General features: G+C 39.7%; 16 protein-coding genes and 1 other annotated feature. Of the genes, 10 read left to right on the top strand and 6 right to left on the bottom strand.

Features of this window, described 5'->3' with window-relative positions; translation table 11 throughout:
- Window positions 1-43: 43 nt before the first annotated feature.
- Complete coding sequence (locus CWB75_RS08940) at window positions 44-1,591, bottom strand: methyl-accepting chemotaxis protein (RefSeq protein ID WP_138570445.1); 1,548 nt, start codon at window positions 1,589-1,591, stop codon at window positions 44-46.
- Window positions 1,592-2,018: 427 nt separating this feature from the next.
- Between CWB75_RS08940 and gshA the strand changes: the two genes are divergently transcribed.
- Together gshA and CWB75_RS08930 are read left to right on the top strand one after the other, a co-directional pair.
- Entirely contained in the window at window positions 2,019-3,596 is a 1,578-nt protein-coding gene (gene gshA / locus CWB75_RS08935) for a glutamate--cysteine ligase (RefSeq protein WP_010391296.1), read from the top strand.
- A 388-nt stretch (window positions 3,597-3,984) separates the two neighbouring features.
- Window positions 3,985-4,593, top strand: a complete 609-nt coding sequence (locus CWB75_RS08930) for a transglycosylase SLT domain-containing protein (protein ID WP_010391298.1) — start codon at window positions 3,985-3,987, stop codon at window positions 4,591-4,593.
- Window positions 4,594-4,649: 56 nt separating this feature from the next.
- Here CWB75_RS08930 and CWB75_RS08925 read toward each other — a convergent pair whose 3' ends face one another.
- Both CWB75_RS08925 and CWB75_RS08920 read right to left on the bottom strand, forming a co-directional pair.
- Window positions 4,650-5,918, bottom strand: coding sequence for an HlyC/CorC family transporter (locus tag CWB75_RS08925; protein WP_010391300.1), 1,269 nt, complete (start codon window positions 5,916-5,918; stop codon window positions 4,650-4,652).
- A 61-nt stretch (window positions 5,919-5,979) separates the two neighbouring features.
- On the bottom strand, window positions 5,980-6,786 hold the full coding sequence (locus CWB75_RS08920) for a cytochrome C assembly family protein (RefSeq protein WP_010391302.1): 807 nt from the start codon (window positions 6,784-6,786) through the stop codon (window positions 5,980-5,982).
- Between the two features lie 223 nt (window positions 6,787-7,009).
- Here CWB75_RS08920 and ffh point away from each other — a divergent pair, with 223 nt between their 5' ends.
- The 7 genes from ffh (at window position 7,010) to tyrA (ending at window position 13,123) form a co-directional block, all read left to right on the top strand.
- The gene (gene ffh, locus CWB75_RS08915) at window positions 7,010-8,389 is read left to right on the top strand and encodes a signal recognition particle protein (protein WP_010391303.1); all 1,380 of its coding nucleotides are present in this window, start codon (window positions 7,010-7,012) and stop codon (window positions 8,387-8,389) included.
- Window positions 8,390-8,650: 261 nt separating this feature from the next.
- On the top strand, window positions 8,651-8,899 hold the full coding sequence (rpsP, locus tag CWB75_RS08910; protein WP_008114468.1) for a 30S ribosomal protein S16: 249 nt from the start codon (window positions 8,651-8,653) through the stop codon (window positions 8,897-8,899).
- A 17-nt stretch (window positions 8,900-8,916) separates the two neighbouring features.
- Window positions 8,917-9,453 carry a ribosome maturation factor RimM gene (gene rimM / locus CWB75_RS08905; RefSeq protein ID WP_008114470.1) on the top strand — a complete coding sequence of 179 codons (537 nt, stop codon included), beginning with the start codon at window positions 8,917-8,919 and terminating at the stop codon, window positions 9,451-9,453.
- Complete coding sequence (gene trmD / locus CWB75_RS08900) at window positions 9,453-10,220, top strand: tRNA (guanosine(37)-N1)-methyltransferase TrmD (RefSeq protein ID WP_013464494.1); 768 nt, start codon at window positions 9,453-9,455, stop codon at window positions 10,218-10,220. The genes rimM and trmD overlap by 1 nt, the downstream gene beginning before the upstream one ends.
- A 33-nt stretch (window positions 10,221-10,253) precedes the next feature.
- The gene (gene rplS / locus CWB75_RS08895; RefSeq protein WP_008114473.1) at window positions 10,254-10,613 is read left to right on the top strand and encodes a 50S ribosomal protein L19; all 360 of its coding nucleotides are present in this window, start codon (window positions 10,254-10,256) and stop codon (window positions 10,611-10,613) included.
- A 191-nt stretch (window positions 10,614-10,804) separates the two neighbouring features.
- Complete coding sequence (locus CWB75_RS08890) at window positions 10,805-11,674, top strand: MYG1 family protein (protein WP_010391312.1); 870 nt, start codon at window positions 10,805-10,807, stop codon at window positions 11,672-11,674.
- Between the two features lie 315 nt (window positions 11,675-11,989).
- Window positions 11,990-13,123: a bifunctional chorismate mutase/prephenate dehydrogenase gene (gene tyrA / locus CWB75_RS08885; RefSeq protein WP_109875540.1), complete on the top strand. Its 1,134-nt coding sequence runs from the start codon at window positions 11,990-11,992 to the stop codon at window positions 13,121-13,123.
- A gap of 49 nt (window positions 13,124-13,172) precedes the next feature.
- On the opposite strand, the gene CWB75_RS08880 is transcribed toward tyrA, so the two are convergent.
- Together CWB75_RS08880 and CWB75_RS08875 are read right to left on the bottom strand one after the other, a co-directional pair.
- Window positions 13,173-14,246: a hypothetical protein gene (locus tag CWB75_RS08880; RefSeq protein ID WP_138570444.1), complete on the bottom strand. Its 1,074-nt coding sequence runs from the start codon at window positions 14,244-14,246 to the stop codon at window positions 13,173-13,175.
- Between the two features lie 107 nt (window positions 14,247-14,353).
- Window positions 14,354-15,511: a chorismate mutase gene (locus CWB75_RS08875; RefSeq protein WP_138570443.1), complete on the bottom strand. Its 1,158-nt coding sequence runs from the start codon at window positions 15,509-15,511 to the stop codon at window positions 14,354-14,356.
- Between the two features lie 43 nt (window positions 15,512-15,554).
- Window positions 15,555-15,670, bottom strand: a sequence feature (Phe leader region).
- Between the two features lie 195 nt (window positions 15,671-15,865).
- On the opposite strand from CWB75_RS08875, the gene CWB75_RS08870 reads away from it, so the two are divergent.
- A complete protein-coding gene (locus tag CWB75_RS08870; protein WP_010391318.1) occupies window positions 15,866-18,868 on the top strand; it encodes a bifunctional diguanylate cyclase/phosphodiesterase in 3,003 nt (1,000 codons plus the stop codon).
- Window positions 18,869-18,882: 14 nt separating this feature from the next.
- On the opposite strand, the gene CWB75_RS08865 is transcribed toward CWB75_RS08870, so the two are convergent.
- A complete protein-coding gene (locus CWB75_RS08865) occupies window positions 18,883-19,212 on the bottom strand; it encodes an SUI1 family translation initiation factor (protein ID WP_008114484.1) in 330 nt (109 codons plus the stop codon).
- Window positions 19,213-19,318 lie beyond the last annotated feature (106 nt).

The following is a 19,318-nucleotide window of genomic DNA, read 5'->3' as shown; positions in this document are numbered from 1 at the left end:
GCTGAAAATAGCGGCTTTTTTGTTTTTGATTCAAAGGAGTGGATTAAACTTTAAAGGTAAGCAGTAAATCATTTACTTTTCGTGACCCTTCGACCAATTCAGCAGCGCCATGCGCTACGCTATAACTAAGCTGTAAATTGTCATCCCCCAAGCCTTTAATTTTTTCAACATTGCAGCCAATATCTCGACTTACCACTTGTTGTTGCTCTGCGGCGGCTGAGATGTCGGTAGCAAGTTGTGAAATTTCACTAATTTGAATGAAAATACTATCTAGCTCTTGTTGTGTTTGCCCTGTGGTGTTCACACAGTCATCGGCCTGTTGTTTTGTGCTCTGCATGATTTTAGACCAGCTGAACAAGGTGTCTTGAATCTCTTTAATGGAGCTATGAATTTGTGCTGTGGCGTTTTGAGTACGTGAGGACAATGCGCGTACTTCATCAGCCACCACCGCAAAACCTCGACCATGCTCACCAGCACGGGCAGCTTCAATCGCGGCGTTCAGTGCTAACAAATTAGTTTGCTCTGCAATACCTTCTATTTCACTCATTACCTGACCAATTTTATCAGCTTCAGAGGCCAGCCCTGTGGCTGTGGTTGCCGCTTGCTCAACTTGCATGGCTAAGTCAGATACCATCTTGCTGTTATCGGCTATATGACTTTTTATATCAGAGCAGCTTTGATAGGTGATCCCCACTTTATCTGCGGTATTATTGGTATTATTAGAAATTTCACCAATGGTGGTGCTCATTTGTGACATTGCAGTAGCTATTTGCTCAAGCTGAGTTCCCTGAGAGGAAATTCCTTGTTCGGTCAGCGTAGATTGTTGATCTAAGCCTTGGGCAATGGTATTAAAACTCAAGGTTGAGTCTTTAACACGACCGAGTACCGTTTTTAACTTGGCGCAAAGCATTTGCTCTCGGTAATCACTAATACTGTGAGGGTGTGAACCACTAAATACATAACGAGACACCGAATCTGCCTGGCTTTTTTGCTGCTTTAGAGTTGCAGGTGTTGCTATTAGCTCATCATAATTTAAAGCTAAAATGATAATACACACCACCAAGTTAACCGCTGCAATTGCGATTGACCCCCAAATAGCGACACTAGCTAACCAAACTAAAACACCGGTTATGCTCAAGCTCTGTCTGAGTGAGGTGTGCTCACGCCAGCTAAATAGTGACTTATTAGCGTTAATTTTGGCATACAGCTTCTGCGCTCTGCGTTTTGCATGTTGCGAGAGTTTTACACGCACAGACTGATAACCAATCAATTGGCCATGTTCAAAAATAGGTGTTACAAATGCATCAACCCAATAGTAACGGCCATCTTTACATAAGTTTTTTACAGCACCACGCCAAGAATGCCCTTGCTTTAAGGTGTCCCACATCTCTTTAAATGCCGCTTTAGGCATATCAGGATGGCGAACGATATTGTGGTTTTTATTGATGAGTTCATCCATTTCATAGCCAGCAATACTGCAAAATTCATGATTGGCATAGGTAATAACACCTCGAAGATCGGTCGTTGAAACCAACTCTTGATGTTCTTCAAAAGTGACCTCTTCATCTATTAAGCTTTGATTACGACGCATAGTAATCCTTTATCATTCTTTATTGGGGTGTCTATTGTAATTACTAAAACTAATGTACGTTAGTGATAAGTTTTAAATAGCAGTAGTAAGGCATTTTTTTTAATGTTTTTATGATCTTTATCAACTTTAAGAGTAATTGATTTTTTTAGTTATGCCAAACTTTTAGCAAGTGATTCACCCTTTCGTACGGGGAGAAATAGTGCTTTGAGGTTACGATGTATTGTGGCAAATAATATGCAAAAGAAATTGTATATTGCTGGTGGCAATGGCAAGATTATCTTTTATGGCGTGAAACAAAGCGTGTTTAAAATTCATTAAAAACTATATCTAATAAATTCATATAGTTTTTTCTTCATTTAATCTTGAGTAAAGGTAATTAGACCCCATAACCTTATGATTAAGCCACTTGGCTCGAGGAAACTTTTTTTTGGCAACTTATAATTTAAAGAACACGCTCAACGCGCTATCTAATGCAGATAATCAGCATGCTATTAAAGGTATTATGCGCGGTATTGAGAGAGAATCATTAAGAATTAAACCCGATGGTTCTATTTCTAAACAAGCTCACCCAAAAGGGGTTGGCTGCGCGCTTACCAACGGACATATCACGACTGACTTTTCTGAGTCTTTACTTGAGTTTATTACGCCTGTTAGCGAGTCATCAACGCAAACGTTACAACAGCTGAAAGATTTACAAAAGTTCACCCTAGAACATATGGACGATGAACTACTGTGGCCAATTAGTATGCCGTGTTTTATAAATCATCAGGACGATATTGTATTAGCACAATTTGGCGATTCTAACGTTGGTAAAATGAAAACCTTATACCGCGAAGGTTTAAAGAACCGTTACGGTAGTATGATGCAAGCAATTGCTGGGGTGCACTTTAATATTTCTTTTCCAGAAACGTTATGGCAGTCACTACATTCACAAAAGCAAAGCAGTGCGAAGCTTGAAGACTTTATATCTGATGGGTACTTAGCATTAATTCGCAATTTTAAACGCGAGTTGTGGTTAATTAGTTATATGTTTGGTGCGTCACCGGCATTGTGTAGTTCATTTTTGCAAGGGCGTAAAAGCGATTTACCGTTTAAAAAGCTGGGTAAAGGTACTTTATATTTAGAAGTGGGCACGGCGCTACGATTAGGTAACTTAGGTTATACCAACAGTGCACAGTCATCATTACGCGTGATGTATAACTCATTGGATGAATATGTAGCAGGGCTTAAAAAAGCCATAAATACGCCTTCAGATATTTATGGCAGTATTGACGACTACACCAGTGCAGAGCCAAAGCAATTAAATAAAAATATTCTACAAATAGAGAACGAGTTTTACTCGCCAATTCGCCCTAAGCGTAATGCTAAAAATGGTGAAACACCCACTGATGCTCTACTAAGAGCGGGTATAGAATATATTGAAATTCGTGCGTTGGATGTTAACCCATTTAGTGAAGTTGGCATTGATTTAGAGCAAATACACTTTTTAGATGTATTTTTAACCTATTGTTTATTAAAAGACTCAGCGCCTATGGACTGGGAAGAGCAAGCGCGAAGCACTGAAAATCTTGATACAGTAGTAAACCAAGGCCGAGAAAAAGGCCTAATGCTTAATTTTAATAATGAGCAGCGCAGTCTTGAATCATGGGGTGATGAAATATTTAATCAGCTCGTTGATGTTGCTAAGTGGATGGATAGCGCGTACGGGGTTGATTATTACTCAAACACTATTAAGCGCATGGCAACGTGGGTGCATAATCCTACATTAACCTATTCAGGGCGTTATGTTGAGCAATTAAAAGCATCAGGGCTAGATAATGGTCATTATGCACTCTCACTTGCTCAAAAGTATAAACAAAGCCATGATATAGCCAGTTATACTGAATTCTCAAAGTCGTGGTTAGAGCAACAAGCGACAGAGTCTTACCAAGCTCAAAAAGCAATTGAGCAAGCCGATAATCAATCATTTACTGCATTTTTAGATACATATTTCAGGGTCAGTTGACCTTTGCGGATTACAATTTGTTCAAACTAGGAGCGGTTTAATCGCGGCGCGAGGTTTGTAACCTAGTGGGCTAAGTAAAAACCGAGCAACAAAGAGCAAATCGCTCCTAGGCAGAACCCGAAGGGCAGCGCCTGCTTGGCATTAATCCTGCGTTATCGCCTATTTATGGGGAATAACCACACCACATAGGCTCTGCCTTGCCTAAATACCAAACAGACTGCTGCAAATTCAACCTTGAAAGGTCAACAGACCCAAGTAAGTCGTAGGCAAAAAAAACGCAGCTCATAGTAGCTGCGTAAATATTCTTTAGGGATGAAACAATGCTGTACTGCTGCATTCATAGATTCAGACCCACGCTTTATTAAAAAGTTCAGTGAGATCTTAAAAAATGAAAAAAAATATTATTACTTTATCTCTAGTGCTTACTTTAGTTGGTTGTGCCACTGCACCACCAAAGCAACCAGAAGATATTTGTAAAATCTTTGAAGAGAAATCTGACTGGTATTTTGATGCTAAAGACGCGCAAGACAAGTGGGGCTCTCCCAAACACGTATTAATGAGCATGATGTATCAAGAAAGCTCTTTTCGTCATGATGCTGCACCTCCTATGGAATACTTTTTATGGATAATACCAACTGGACGCGCAAGTGATGCTTATGGTTATTCTCAAGCTAAAACGCCAACTTGGTCTGATTATATTCGTGAAACAGGTAATAGTGGTGCTGATAGAGATGAATTTGAAGATGCGATCGATTTTATGGCGTGGTTTGTTTATAAAACCCATAAAGTTAATGGTGTTTCTAAATGGGATGCCTACGCACAGTATTTAAACTATCACGAAGGGTGGGGCGGTTATAAGCGAGGCACTTATCGTAAGAAAAAATGGTTAATGAGCGTTGCCAATAAAGTAAAACACCGTGCGAGCCGTTATGGAGCGCAGCTAAGACGCTGTGAGGATGATTTAGACAAAGGTTGGTTAGAGCGTTTATTCTTTTAACTAATCTAAGCCCAGATTAATTAAAAAAGGAGCCATTTGGCTCCTTTTTTATTGGGTTATTTTTTACGTTTATTGGGCTGAATTTTAACTTGTTTAATCATGTTTTCTTTTATTTCAAGCACTTCAACTGGGTAACCCGCAATACGAATACTTAAGTTAGCATCAGGAATATCTTCCAAATATTCAACAATCAGGCCACTTAAAGTTTTAGGGCCATCTAATGGGAATTCCCAGCCCATTTCTTTATTTAAGTCGCGAACGTTAGCACCACCATCAACAATGTAAGAGCCATCGTTCTGTGTGGTTACTTCTTCACTTGGTGTGCGGGTTTGAGTAGTAGTGAAATCGCCCACAACCTCTTCAAGAATATCTTCTAGGGTAACTAAGCCTTGGATATCGCCATATTCATCAACAACAATACCAATTCGTTCTTTTGATAACTGAAACTTCAGTAGTTGGGTATTAAGCGACGTTCCCTCAGGAATAAAGTAAATTTCACGTACAGCGCGCAGTAGCGAAGGTTTATCGAATTGCTCTTTAGTAAGAAGACGCAATGCATCACGAGAGTGAATAAAGCCTACTGCATCATCTATATTGTCGCGGTATAAAAGCACGCGAGTATGTTGAGCATGAGTAAGCTGCTTACTAATTATTTTCCAGTCATCGTTGATATCAATCGCCACAATTTCATTGCGGGGTATCATAATATCTTCAACGGTAACCTGTTCTAAATCTAAAATTGAGGTCAGCATACTTTGGTGGCGCGCGGGGATCAGCGCTCCAGATTCGTTAAGCACGGTTTTTAATTCTTCTTTACTCATGCTGTGCTCATCTATTTGTGCAGCACTAATTCCAAATAAGCGTAATATGCCGTTGGTCATCCAGTTAACAACAACTACAAACGGAAAGAGTATTTTTAACAAGCCTTTGAGTATCACTGAGCTGGGAAAAGCAACTCGCTCAGGATAGAGGGCGGCCAGTGTTTTTGGCGTTACTTCAGCGAAAATTAGTACAACAAGTGTTAATGCACCTGTCGCTATGGCAATACCTAAATCGCCATACAAGCGAATACCAATAATAGTGGCTACCTGCGCAGCAGCAATATTAACAAGGTTATTACCAATTAAGATCAGACCTATCAACCTATCTGGTCGACTCAGTAATTTACTAACGCGTTTCGCAGCACGATGATTCTCTTTAGCGAGGTGTCGCAAACGAATACGGTTGATTGACATGATTCCGGTTTCTGACCCGGAGAAGTAAGCAGAAAAAAGCACCAATAAACCTAATATGATAAACAGGGTACTTGTCGATATGTCGTCCAACGATGGATCCTTTTTTTATAAACCAATGCGTATTAAGCTAGAGTGAGCTTTCAGAGTCAAGTTAAAACTTATTCAGGACCACTTCTTGTATAAAACGGCTACCAAAATAAGCGAGTGTGAGTGTAAAAGCGGCAATCATTATACTGACTACCACAACTTTTCCTCGCCAACCACGTTTGACATGGCCAACTGCAATTGTGGCAAAAATGGCCCAAGCAACTAGGGATAAGATTGTTTTGTGAATAAACTCTTTGGCAAACATGCCATCGAGAAATACAAAACCAGTGATCAGCGCCACACTTAATAATACGGTACCTAAGTTTAATAACTGGTAAAGTTGACGCTCTACAACCATCAGAGGTGGTAAGTGACTGTGAACTATTGCTAGGTCTTTTCGCTTTAAGCGCTTATCAATAAAATAAAATTGCACACCATATAAAGTCGCAATAATTAAAATACAATAAGCCAATAACGACAGTGATATATGCGCTACTAGTGCTAGTTCTACATTAATACTTTGTAATAAAACGTGATGAGGGATAAATAAGCTAGAAATGGTTAAAAGCGCAGCAAAGCCATAAACAACAGGTAGTAACAAGGTTGCGGGAAACTTCAAAGAAACAGTGGTGACACACAGCACGATAATCCAGCATGTCAGTAATGCCACATTAACAATACTTAAATCTTGCCCATCAGCCCTAAATACCGAATTTACTAAAAGCAGCATGTGCGCCAAAATAGCGACAGTACTGAGTATAATAGTAACTTTTTGGCTCGGCCCCTGACGGTGAAACAATCGCGAAAGCACGTGAGACGTTGCTAACACATAAAATAAACTGGCAATAATAGTTAAACTAATAATCAGCATTTTGCTTTGGCCACTTAATTGAAGTCAAATAATTCGTGTTCGTTATGTGGCCATTGTATTTTATAGCAAAGCAAATGCATAGACCCTGTAAAAAGAAACTCAATAAGCAGCATTTCAGCACTGTATTGTATGCCACCATTTACGGTATACTATTTCTAATTGAATTTTAATAACATCGACCTTATTAATAGAGTTGATTTCAACGTCTTTTCGGAACCGTTACATGTTTGAGAACCTCCAAGAACGATTAGGTAAAACCCTAAAAAATATTAGTGGCCGTGGCCGCCTAACTGAAGACAACATTAAAGATACACTTCGTGAAGTGCGAATGGCATTTTTAGAAGCCGATGTGGCGTTGCCTGTTGTTCGCGAGTTTGTAAAACAAGTTAAAGAACGCGCAGTTGGTATTGAAGTTACTAAAAGCTTAAGTCCTGGCCAAGTATTTATAAAAATTGTTCGTGAAGAACTTGAAAAGGCCATGGGTGAAGCTAATGAAGAGCTAAGCCTTAACGCGCAACCTCCGGCTGTTGTGATGATGGCGGGTCTTCAAGGTGCTGGTAAAACAACCAGTGTGGGTAAACTGGCTAAGTTTTTAAAAGAGCGCAAGAAAAAATCTGTGCTGGTAGTGAGTGCCGATGTTTACCGTCCTGCGGCAATTAAGCAGTTAGAAACATTAGCAACAGAAGTAGATGTAGAATTTTTCCCAAGTGACATTTCACAAAAGCCAGTTGATATAGCACAAGCTGCTATTTCTCACGCGAAAAAGAAATTTATTGATGTGGTATTAGTTGATACTGCAGGTCGCTTGCATGTTGATAATGACATGATGGATGAAATCAAAGCGCTTCATGGTGCAATTAATCCAATCGAGACTTTATTCGTTGTTGATGCAATGACAGGTCAAGATGCTGCAAACACCGCGAAGGCGTTTGACGAAGCATTGCCTTTAACCGGTGTGATTTTAACTAAAACAGACGGTGATGCCCGTGGTGGTGCTGCGTTATCTATTCGTCATATTACCGGGAAACCTATTAAGTTTATGGGTGTTGGTGAGCGTACTGACGCACTTGAACCTTTCCACCCTGATCGTATCGCCTCACGTATCTTAGGCATGGGTGATGTACTTTCATTAATCGAAGAAGTCGAGATGAAAGTAGATAAAGAGCAGGCAGAAAAAGTAGCGAAAAAAGTATTTAAAGGTGATGGTTTTACACTGGATGATTTTGCTGATCAATTAAAGCAAATGAAAAATATGGGCGGCATGATGTCGATGCTTGATAAACTGCCAGGCATGCAAAACATTCCAGATGCAGTAAAAGGCCAGATGGGCGATAAAACCTTTATTCAAATGGAAGCAATTATTAGCTCTATGACTAAAAAAGAGCGTGCACGCCCAGAGATCATTAAAGGTTCGCGTAAAAAGCGCATTGCAGCGGGGTCGGGTACTCAAGTACAAGAGATCAATAAGCTGCTTAAGCAGTTTACCCAAATGCAAAAAATGATGAAAAAAATGAAAGGCAAAGGTGGCATGCAAAAAATGATGCGTGGCATGAAAGGGATGTTACCACCGGGAATGATGGGCGGCGGTGGCCCGAAATTTTAATAATTTAACCTTTAATATCTCCGATACGAGATAAAAAGCAATCAATAAAGAGGTAAATTGCCTCTTTATTGTTGAATAAACTATGCACAGAATAGCTTGTTCACATGCTTTTTCTTCTTGGATCACGGTTTAATCTACTAAACTGCCTTTTTGCATCACTTCTTACTTGCATTGTTGCTAAAAACTCGTACAATTCACCGGCTCCCCATACTGGGGAGTAAATCTTATTAATGAAAACAGTCAATCTATTTAGAGGACGGTATGGTAACTATTCGTTTGCAACGTGGTGGCGCTAAAAAACGCCCTTTCTATCAAATTGTGGTTGCGGATAGCCGTTTCTCGCGTGACGGTCGCTTCATCGAGAAAGTAGGTTTCTTTAACCCAATCGCTTCAGGTCAAGAAGAAAAACTTCGTTTAGATTTACCACGTGTTGAGCACTGGTTAGGTCAAGGCGCAGGTCTTTCAGATCGTGTAGCTAAATTAGTTAAAGACGCTCGTAAAGCGGCTTAATAGGCGTAAGTGTAACCATGAGTCAAGAGAACACCTCATCAATAATTGTCGTAGGAAAGCTCGGCGCCCCATATGGTATAAAGGGCTGGCTTAAGGTGCATTCATTTACTGATGATCCCCAAGGGATCTTCGATTTCAGCCCGTGGTTGATAGGGCAGCAAGGTAAATGGCAATCCTTAGAAGTGGTCGACTGGCGTCGCCACAACAAAGGCTTTATCGCTAAGTTTGCGCAAGTAAACGACAGAGACCAAGCAATGGCTTATACCAATGTTGAAATTTCTGTGGATTCAGCGCAGCTACCAGAATTACCGCAAGGTGAATTCTATTGGCGAGATCTCATTGGCATGTCGGTTGTAACTGATAAAGGTTATAACTTAGGCATTGTTGATGACCTTATGGAGACAGGCTCAAATGACGTACTGGTTGTGAAAGCAAACAGTAAAGATGCATTTGGCCAAGCAGAACGTTTAATTCCTTTTTTAACTGATTCAGTTATTCAAGAGGTTAAATATGATGCGAAAGAAATTACTGTAGATTGGGATCCAAGCTTTTAATGAGTCAAACAAGTTCGTTGTGGGTAGGGGTTATCAGCCTTTTCCCGGATATGTTTGATGCAATTACAACGCAAGGTGTAACCGGTCGCGCTGTTAAAAAGGGTTTAATCGACTTTAACTGCTGGAATCCACGAGACTATGCAACTGATAAGCATAGAACCGTAGATGATCGTCCTTACGGGGGCGGGCCAGGCATGTTAATGATGGTTGAGCCGCTTAAACAAGCCATTCTTGAAGCCAAACAGGCTGCAGGGGATGGTGCAAAAGTAATTTATATGTCGCCACAAGGGCGCAAACTAGATCAGCAAGGGGCTAGCGAACTCGCAAGCTCTGAAAAACTGATTTTAATTGCCGGTCGCTATGAAGGTATAGACGAGAGAATAATAGAATCGTATGTTGACGAAGAATGGTCAATTGGTGATTTTATTTTGAGTGGAGGTGAACTACCTGCCATGACATTAATTGACGCAGTAGCTCGATTAGTGCCAGGGGTTTTAGGACACAACCAGTCAGCAGAGCAAGATTCATTTTCGGATGGCTTGCTAGATTGTCCTCACTATACACGGCCAGAAACATTGGACGACAAACAGGTGCCTGCTGTATTACTCAGCGGAAACCACCAAGAGATAGCAAAATGGCGGCTTATGCAGTCATTAGGTAGAACTTGGCTTCGCCGTCCTGACTTGTTGCATAACCTAGCTCTGACTGAGGAGCAAGCGGTATTACTCGCGAAATTTCAGCAAGAGTACCAAAAAGCTTGTGGCTAGAAGACAGTTACACCTAGGAAAGTGAGAAACATAATGGCAAAAGTAAACCAAAATATTATTAAAGCGCTTGAAGAAGAGCAGCTTAAAACAGACGTACCTGCATTCGGCGCTGGTGATACAGTAGTTGTACAGGTAAAAGTAAAAGAAGGTGCTAAAGAGCGTCTACAGGCCTTTGAAGGTGTTGTAATCGCTAAGCGTAATCGTGGTCTTCACTCAGCATTCACAGTTCGTAAAATCTCGAACGGTGAAGGTGTTGAGCGTGTATTCCAAACGCACAGCCCTCTTATTGATAGCGTAACAGTTAAGCGTCGCGGTGCGGTTCGTCGTGCTAAGCTTTACTATCTACGTGAGCGTTCTGGTAAATCTGCACGTATTAGAGAAAAACTTAACTAATACGCGCTGTTTATCAACGCAAAAAAACGGGTTGCAACCTTTGGGTTGCAACCCGTTTTGGTTTTAATGCTATTGCGGTTTTTATATCGCTACATTCAAAAACCAATACACACCTTAACCTGCATGCGTTAAAGTGTGGTTCACTTCAAATCACAATATCTTCTCACTTCTTGCAAAAATGATGTACAAAAATGAATGATAAAACGATAGTTACACACAACGGCAATTTTCACGCAGATGATGTTTTTAGTATCGCTGCACTTAAAATTATTTTTCCTTCTTTTACCCTGATCCGCACACGCGATAATGCGATTATTAATGACGCCGATGTGGTTATTGATGTTGGTGGTCAATATGACCCAGAAACTAACCGGTTTGATCATCATCAGCGTGGCGGTGCTGGCGCTCGTGAAAATGGTATTCCTTTTTCGTCATTTGGCTTGGTGTGGAAAAAATATGGCTTAGCAATATGTGATGATAACCAAGATGTGGCGAATGCGGTGGATGCAGGGCTTGTATCAACTATTGATGCCATTGATTGTGGTCATGTTGAAGGGGTTGCTACAGGCATTAGCTTAAGCCAAACAATTTCTATGTTTAACCCAACATGGGAAGAGGAAAGTGATTTTGATGCTGCTTTTGATCAAGCGGTTGAATTTGCACACACTTTACTGATTCGTTTTGTAGCTTCTGCCCGAGGTGGTTTAAATGCTAAAAAGATTGTTGCTCAAGCAATAAAACAAGCTGATGATCCTCGATTAATCGTGTTAGAGCGCTATACTCCGTGGAAAAAAACCGTACATAGTTTATCTGATGAGGCATTATTTGTCGTTTACCCATCTCATTCTGGCAAGTGGATAGTGCAAACGGTGCCTGCAGAATTAGGCTCTTTTGAAGACAGAAAGTCATTACCTGCACCATGGGCAGGATTATCAGACGATGAATTTCAAGCGGTAACTGGTATCGATGATGCTATGTTTTGTCACAATGGCTTATTTATCGCTGGCGCAGAATCATTCGACAGTATTATGTCGCTTGCGGCTATGGCATTAGAATACTAATAGTTCTCCTTAACCGCTCGCCGGTTACTTAATAAAAGTGGCTTTAGCCACTTTTTAAGATTCTCTACTTAACCTGAACCTAAGTAAATTCAATGTAGTTAGCGCTGAAATAGCTGCTTGAGATAGATTTATTATCTAGCGTTTAGGTTACTTACTACCGTTTCCACCTTGGTTTTAGTTGAACAACTGATAGTGATCTTTTCAATAATTTGCCTTTTAACCCCTAACGTATCCTGTTAGTATTTATCGTATTGATTAGTTTACTTTTTTGTAAGTTTTAATTTACGATTTTGCTTTTTTGGATGGAATGAGAACGTGGCAGAGATAAGTGATTTAGCGCAGCTAAGAACAAGTATAGATGAATGCGACGCGCAACTGGTTGCCTTACTTGCAAAACGCAATGGTATTACCCAACAAATAGGCGCAATAAAACAACAAACTGGCGCGCCATTACATGCACCCGATCGAGAAGCCGATTTATTAGCTGCACGACGTCAAGAGGCTATTAATCAAGGTGTAAATCCTGATTTAGTCGAAGACATTCTCAGACGCATGATGCGTGAAGCTTATCAAAATCAACAAGCCAAATTAGCCTGTGCCGACCCACAATTATCGCCAATTGTTATTGTTGGTGGTGAAGGGGCAATGGGGCAGTTATTTGCAAAACAATTTCAGCGTTCGGGTTACGAAGTCAAAATTTTAGATAAAGCGCAGCAATCACAGGCAGCGGATATTCTAAAAGGTGCAAAACTGGTGATGATCAGTGTACCAATAAATGCTCTTGAAACAGTTGTTAACGCGCTTCCAAAGCTTGATGATGATTGTTTGCTGGTTGATATTACATCAGTTAAACAAGCACCATTAGCTGTGCTTAAAAAAGTACATAGTGGGCCAGTTGTTGGTTTACATCCAATGTTTGGACCTGATATTTCCCATTGGGTGAAACAAACCGTGGTGGTGTGTGAAGGGCGTAGTCATGAGGTGGCACAAGGGTTATTAAAACAGCTACAAATATGGGGTTGTCAGTTAGTTGAACTTGAGGCCAAAAAGCATGACGAAGCAATGCAAATTATTCAGGTTATGCGCCATTTAACAACCTTTGTGTACGGTCAGTTTTTAGCAAAACAGGGGCACACACTCGCCGAGCTAAGAAGTTGTTCATCACCTATATATCAGTTAGAGCTAATGATGGTTGGCCGTTTATTTGCGCAATCGCCAGAGCTATACACCGATATTATGTTAGCGCAGTTTGACAATGTCGAAAGCTTATTGGCGCAGTATCAGTCTTTGTTTTCGCAAACGCTTGAAAAGCTAAAAGCAGGGGATAAGTCCGCATTAATTGATGCTTTTGCTGATGCAAAGTCTTATTTCTCAGATTCAACGGCGCACTTTTTAACCCAAAGCCGTAGTCTATTAAATAAAGCGAATGATGCTAAGGTTCTAGATTAATAATAAATGAAGGCTGGAGGTTTATGTCCAGCCTTGCAAAGTTTCATGCTTAGCACTGATTAAATACTACATATTCATTCACTAGCTTATAAATATTTATATGACGCTCTGTTCCATCGGGGTTTTTGATTATTATAGTATTTACTAACTTTGCGGTGACGCCATTATCAAATCGCGTTGGTGCGCAGCCAAAACCACTATTATACTTTGAATTAGCCATGGATGTTGCTTCACCATATGAAGTGGCTTTATTGGTGTTACCTTTTATAAATTGTAAAAAAGTTAACCCCTTAGATGTGCGTGATGCTTTCTTATTTAACTCAATTTCTATCGCCCCTTCTTTGAACTTGACATTAATAGCTAATTTAGAACCGTCATCGTAATACAAAATAACAATAAACTGATTCAACTTTTGTAAATCAGAATAATCAATGCTACCAACAGTCACAACATTTATTAACCCTTGGGCTTTTTCTAAAGCTGAAATAAAGGAATTAAATACCGCATTATCTTGAACTGATAAATCAATATCTTTGTTTAAATTACCCATGCAATTATCGTCATTGTTAAGGTAGTTAAGTGCTGTTTTGCAAGATAGTAATGAACTTGTCAGTATATCAGTGGTTACTCCTGAGGCATCAGTTGCATAACTTCCTTGCACAATAAGTGTTAATTGTTTTGCTAGTTTCTGTTTAGAGTTTACTGCTAAGAATAATTCATTGGTGAACTGTTTTTCTTGTGGGGTAGGAGCAATCTCAGAAATGATTTTTCGGCCCTGTTGTAAGGTGCTACGGCCAAGAGAATCAAGTAACGTTGGGGTAATAGTTAATTGTATTTTTTTTGTTTGGTTATTATCAATATCATAAATAGTATGAAGTTCACGAAAGTCATTGTATGGATAACCTTCACCAATACATAAAGCTTCGCCATTGTCGCAAGCATGGTAAATAGGAATACCAGTATTGTTATTGATATAGTCGTGAATATTTTCAGGGCAAGCCTTAACTTTACCACCAATATATGAAGAACAAATAAGTCCATCAGATTTCCCTGTTGGCATAGGAGCGGCAGGCGTAAGCAGGGGAGTAAGTAGTAAAAGAAGAGCTATAAATTTTGTTTGCATTGTTTTATTTCCTTATAATAAAAGTCAACTTAACTTAAAGTGCAAATTTCGACCGCTTGGCATTGTTAGTATCTGAGTGTGGATCCATTTACACTCAGACGTAATACTTAACTACCTACACTAACAGCTTGTAAAGACTCACTTTGATAACAACCAAGTACACGAACATATTGAGTGTGCTGTTTGAGCTCCTCCAATGCATGCTTCACTTGGTTATCGATTAAGTTAGCCTCCAAGTCCACATAAAATACTTCTTCCCATGGGTTACCAGGAGTAGGTCGAGATTCTAGTTTCACTAAATTAATATTATGCTGTTTAAAAATCATTAACGCATCGGCAAGCGAACCGGCCTGCTGCTTGGTTGACATAATTAAGCTAGTTTTAGTAGGGATTTGAGTTGATACTTGCAGTGGTTTTCGGGCAACCACAATGAAGCGGCTGTGATTTTCTTTTTGATTGGCAAGATTCGCCTTGATCACTTCAAGGCCTACATTTTTCCCTGCTTGCGCAGAGCCGATTGCTGCGCTGTTCGGTGTTTCAAGAGCTGATTTTAATGCACTTGATGTTGAATCGCAGGTTTCATGCTGAAGTTCGCCAAGGCCCTGTAAAAAGCGGCTACACTGGGCAAAGGGTTGCGGATGTGCAAAGACTTTAGTTAATTGGTTCAGCTCAGTTCCTGGGGCTGCTAATAAGCAATGCTCAACGCTATGAGTAACTTCACCGACAATAGAGACTTGTGCATGCTGCAGCAAATCAAATACTTCATTAATACTACCTGAGCTAGTGTTTTCGATAGGCAGTAAGCCAAAGTCGGCTTGACCTTTTTCTACTTTTCCAGTGATTTCTTCAAATGAGGTACAACCAATTTCAACTAATTTACCCGGGCGACGGCTAAAATATTTATGACATGCAAGCTGACTATAAGAGCCTTGACCGCCTAAATACGTTACGCGATGGGTTTCGCTCAGTGCATCGGGGTTTAAATTCTTTTGAAGCATGGCTTGTTGATGCAATACTGAGTCTTCTAATATCGTTTGAAACACGTTGTTAACGTAGTAAGCGTCAAGCCCTAACGATTTGCCATAGCCTATAAGTTTTTCGAGCAAAGCCAGTTCACGGGCCTCATCACGAATGGGTTTATTATTTGCAATTTTATATTCAACTACGCCATGACTAATGCGGCGTCGCTTTGCTAGTAAAACAAGTAAATCGGAGTCGATTTCATTTATATCGTGCCTGAGAGTATCAAGTACATCGTTGCTCATTTGGTTTTCCTCATTCCAAAAATATCACTGATTTTGCAGTGAAAATAAAAAAGCCTCCCAGTTGGGAGGCTTTACTATTCGATTGATTTTATCTCACAAACAGGGAAGCCTCTTCTATATAAAGAAGCTAAAAAAAGAAAAAAAGGTGTGTGAGTAATTTATATTCATACCCTTAATGTATGAAGTGTCACTCCCAATGTCAACAAGCACTTACCTGACGCGGCTTTTTTACCTAATATGTGTACAAAAGGTGTTGTTTTTTAAAAGTTTATAAATAATTTATAATTCTGATTTAAGTTCTGGTATATTTCTATCACTTGAAAAAATAATAATTATAAATAAGGTTGGCTTTTTGTGTATCGACGCCCTCCATCTCGATTTGGCATAAACTCACTTAGTGTAAAGTTATCATTGTTGATCTCTGGTATCTGTTTAGTGGCTGGCATTTGTGCGGCTGCATTAATGCTCAAGTCAGAAGAAAAACAGCTTGTTTTTGAAGAGCATGAGGTATTAAAGCAATCAAATGAATTATTAATAAACCAGTTTAATAACCTGATAGCGACCAAAGTTAAAATAGCAGAGCAAGCTAATATTGTTGTTAGCGAGCAGTTATTTGAGGGACAGTTGTCATTTAAAAATAATACTGCACCGACAATGCAGCTCACCAATGATGGCTCAGTGCGTAGTGCATCACCGGATGGGCTATCAGCCGCGTTTATCCCCCAAACTGCATATTCTCCTTTTTATAAACAGCTAATTGCTGATTCTGAATCCCTTTGGAAAGTTATTTCTCCTACGTTAATTCAAGATTTCTATAATTTTTATCTTATAACTGAAGATAACTTTATTCGTGTCGCACCGCCAAACTGGGCGCTTAATGTGCCTGGAAATTATACATTCAACCAAAGTGATAGCTTCAATTATGCGAAGTCTTTAACTAACCCACAACGAGAGCCTCAATGGTCAAAAGTTTACTATGATGAAGTTTGGAATAAATGGGTAGTCAGTTTAATTGTTCCCATTTATCAAGATGATGAGTTTTTAGGGGTTACCGGTAGCGATATTTCACTAAACTCACTCATATCGCAATTACCCGTCGGTGGAAAGGAAAAACACTTAGTAGTGTTTGATAAACAAGGACAGCTATTAGCACATCCGAACTTAACCTCTGAAAATTATAAAGAGTACGGAGAGGCAGGCAAAAAGCTATTACCAGATGACTTTATTTCTCCAGAACTAAAGCGTGTTATTGATAACGCAGGGCAAATACAATTACCAGAGTATGCCGATTCATTTTCATTAAATGATGAAGACTACATTATAAATATCCATAAAGTTGAAGGTGTAAACTGGTATGTGGGTGTATATAAAAAGCGCTCCTCAACGTTATCGGCATTAAAAGACTTAAAGCTTAAGTTTTTTGGCCTATTTATTCTGTATGCCATTTTAGTTGCTTTATTATTACACCAAGCGCTTTACCAATTGGTATTAAGACGCTTACATTCATTGGTTTATGCAGTTACTAACTTTGGTAAAGGCCAGTTAGAGATTGAGTTTCCAAAAGAAAATAAAGATGAAATTGGAACGCTTAATGGTTCATTCAAAGATATGACCATTGAAATTCGCAAACTCATTGACGGCTTAAACCAGCGCATAATAGAAAAAGAAATCGCAGAGAAAGCTGCAAATCGCTTGTCTAAAGCGGTTGCGTTCTCGGGTACAGGGGTGGTGATCACCGATGAAAATTTTGTCATTGAATACGTTAATCCAAAAATGTTAGAGATGACTGATTTTGTCGAAAATGATTTTTTGCGTCAGCCATTACTGACAATTATTGCCAATGAAATGACCATGTTGGTAGAGGATATTGACATTGATTTGCGTAATCGTAATTACTGGCGAGGAGATACGCTTATTGAAGCGCAAAACAAGTCGCCAATATGGGTATCGCTTAGTGTGTCACCTATTCGAGAAGACGGTGGTAAAATAACCAGTTACGTGGCATCAGCGCAAGATATTTCGTTTGTGAAAGAAAGCCAACGAAAAATGGAACAGCTCGCTTACTTTGACACACTAACCGGGCTTGCTAATCGTACATTCTTTAGAATGCAGCTCAGGAAGTCGATGGCGCTTGCTGAGAGAGGGCGTTACTCGTTTGCTTTATTTTATTTTGATCTGGATGAATTTAAGCGTATTAACGATACTTTAGGTCATGATGCGGGTGATCAGCTGTTAGTTGAAGTGGCAACACGCTTAAAACAGCGCTTACGAGCAGAAGATACCATAGCCCGTTTAGGTGGGGATGAATTTGCTGTTTTACTCAGTGGTATTGAACATCAAAAAGAAGCATCTGAAGTCGCTGACACCATACAAAAAACCTTAAACCAGCCGATAAAACTTGGCAGCAATGAAGTAATTGTCAGTGCAAGTATTGGGATCACCTTAGCACCATTTGATAGCCTAGAAGAAGATCAGTTACTAAAGCATGCCGACTTAGCCATGTATGAGGCCAAAGCCAAAGGGCGTAACACCTTCCATTTTTATAGCCAAGATTTAAATGCAGCAGCTAATGAACGATTATTCCTAGAAAATGAATTGCGTCATGCGATTAAAGAAAAGCAACTCACGCTACATTACCAGCCACAAGTTGATTGTCGCGATAATAGCGTGGTGGGATATGAAGCATTACTTCGTTGGTTCCATCCTACGCAAGGGTTTATTCCTCCGACTAAGTTTATTCCGATAGCTGAGGCAACGGGTTTAATTGTAGAGCTCGGTAAATGGGTGCTACAACAAGCGTGTGAGTTTACGAAGCGACTAGAACAACAAGGTAGAGCAAGTAATATGTCGATCAATCTGTCAGCAAGACAGTTTAAAGACGCAAGCTTAGTGCCTATGCTGAAAAAAATAATTATAGAGACGCAGATTAATGCTAAAAGTCTGCATCTTGAATTAACCGAAAGCATGCTGATGGGGAATGTTGAAGCAGCTATTGATCAGTTACATCAACTTAAAAAGTTGGGTATCTCAATTTCTATTGATGACTTTGGTACGGGTTATTCTTCACTGAGTTACCTTAAGCGTTTCCCTGTCGATATTCTTAAAATTGACCGTTCGTTTGTCAAAGATATACCTGAGGATGATAACGACATGGAGATCACTGCGGCCATTATTGCTATGGCACAAAAGCTGAAGCTTGATGTAGTTGCCGAAGGGGTCGAAACAATCGAGCAAGTTGAGTTTTTACAAAATAATAATTGTTTTATTGTTCAAGGCTATTATTTTAGTAAGCCAGTGGCTGAGGATGATATTCCCGCATTATTTGATCAATTAGCAGCGCTAAAAATTATTAAATAAGCAAGAATTGCGGGTTAACCACCCGCAATTTTTACTTTAAATTTTAATCCCTCTAAAATCGCTTTTAATTTGTCGCGATCATCACCTTGTACTTCAATAACACCTTCTTTTACTGCGCCCCCTTGGCCCATCTTACTTTTTATTGTTTTTGCTAACTTTTTCAAATCATGCTGTTGTGGATCAAGACCAACAACCAGCATTACACCTTTACCTTTTCGGCCTTTGGTTTGACGCTCTATGCGAATTGACCCGTCTTTAAATAGTTTTACATCCAGTTCTTTTTCTGGCTTTGGCTGATCAATTCGCCCTGTTGCTGTTGAATACACTAAGTGACTATCACTCATAATTAACCTACTTAAGATTGAATATAATAATGCGGCAAATAATAACAAATTTGTGAAGCAAAGGCGTAATTTTTGCACCTAAGCTGAACACCTTTTAATGCCCCCA

Origin of the sequence: Pseudoalteromonas sp. S1608 (genome assembly GCF_005887265.1) — a bacterium.
In the GTDB taxonomy this organism is placed as follows: domain Bacteria; phylum Pseudomonadota; class Gammaproteobacteria; order Enterobacterales; family Alteromonadaceae; genus Pseudoalteromonas; species Pseudoalteromonas undina.
The sequence above is the reverse complement of the archived record's forward strand: the minus strand, read 5'-3'. Positions and strand labels throughout refer to the sequence as shown.

What these genes read in the sequence shown, in the direction of transcription:
- CWB75_RS08940 (WP_138570445.1), bottom strand. Translation starts at nt 1,591, where the DNA reads ATGCGTCGTAATCAAAGCTTAATAGATGAAGAGGTCACTTTTGAAGAA.
- CWB75_RS08930 (WP_010391298.1), top strand. Translation starts at nt 3,985, where the DNA reads ATGAAAAAAAATATTATTACTTTATCTCTAGTGCTTACTTTAGTTGGT.
- CWB75_RS08920 (WP_010391302.1), bottom strand. Translation starts at nt 6,786, where the DNA reads ATGCTGATTATTAGTTTAACTATTATTGCCAGTTTATTTTATGTGTTA.
- ffh (WP_010391303.1), top strand. Translation starts at nt 7,010, where the DNA reads ATGTTTGAGAACCTCCAAGAACGATTAGGTAAAACCCTAAAAAATATT.
- rpsP (WP_008114468.1), top strand. Translation starts at nt 8,651, where the DNA reads ATGGTAACTATTCGTTTGCAACGTGGTGGCGCTAAAAAACGCCCTTTC.
- rimM (WP_008114470.1), top strand. Translation starts at nt 8,917, where the DNA reads ATGAGTCAAGAGAACACCTCATCAATAATTGTCGTAGGAAAGCTCGGC.
- trmD (WP_013464494.1), top strand. Translation starts at nt 9,453, where the DNA reads ATGAGTCAAACAAGTTCGTTGTGGGTAGGGGTTATCAGCCTTTTCCCG.
- rplS (WP_008114473.1), top strand. Translation starts at nt 10,254, where the DNA reads ATGGCAAAAGTAAACCAAAATATTATTAAAGCGCTTGAAGAAGAGCAG.
- CWB75_RS08890 (WP_010391312.1), top strand. Translation starts at nt 10,805, where the DNA reads ATGAATGATAAAACGATAGTTACACACAACGGCAATTTTCACGCAGAT.
- CWB75_RS08880 (WP_138570444.1), bottom strand. Translation starts at nt 14,246, where the DNA reads ATGCAAACAAAATTTATAGCTCTTCTTTTACTACTTACTCCCCTGCTT.
- CWB75_RS08875 (WP_138570443.1), bottom strand. Translation starts at nt 15,511, where the DNA reads ATGAGCAACGATGTACTTGATACTCTCAGGCACGATATAAATGAAATC.
- CWB75_RS08865 (WP_008114484.1), bottom strand. Translation starts at nt 19,212, where the DNA reads ATGAGTGATAGTCACTTAGTGTATTCAACAGCAACAGGGCGAATTGAT.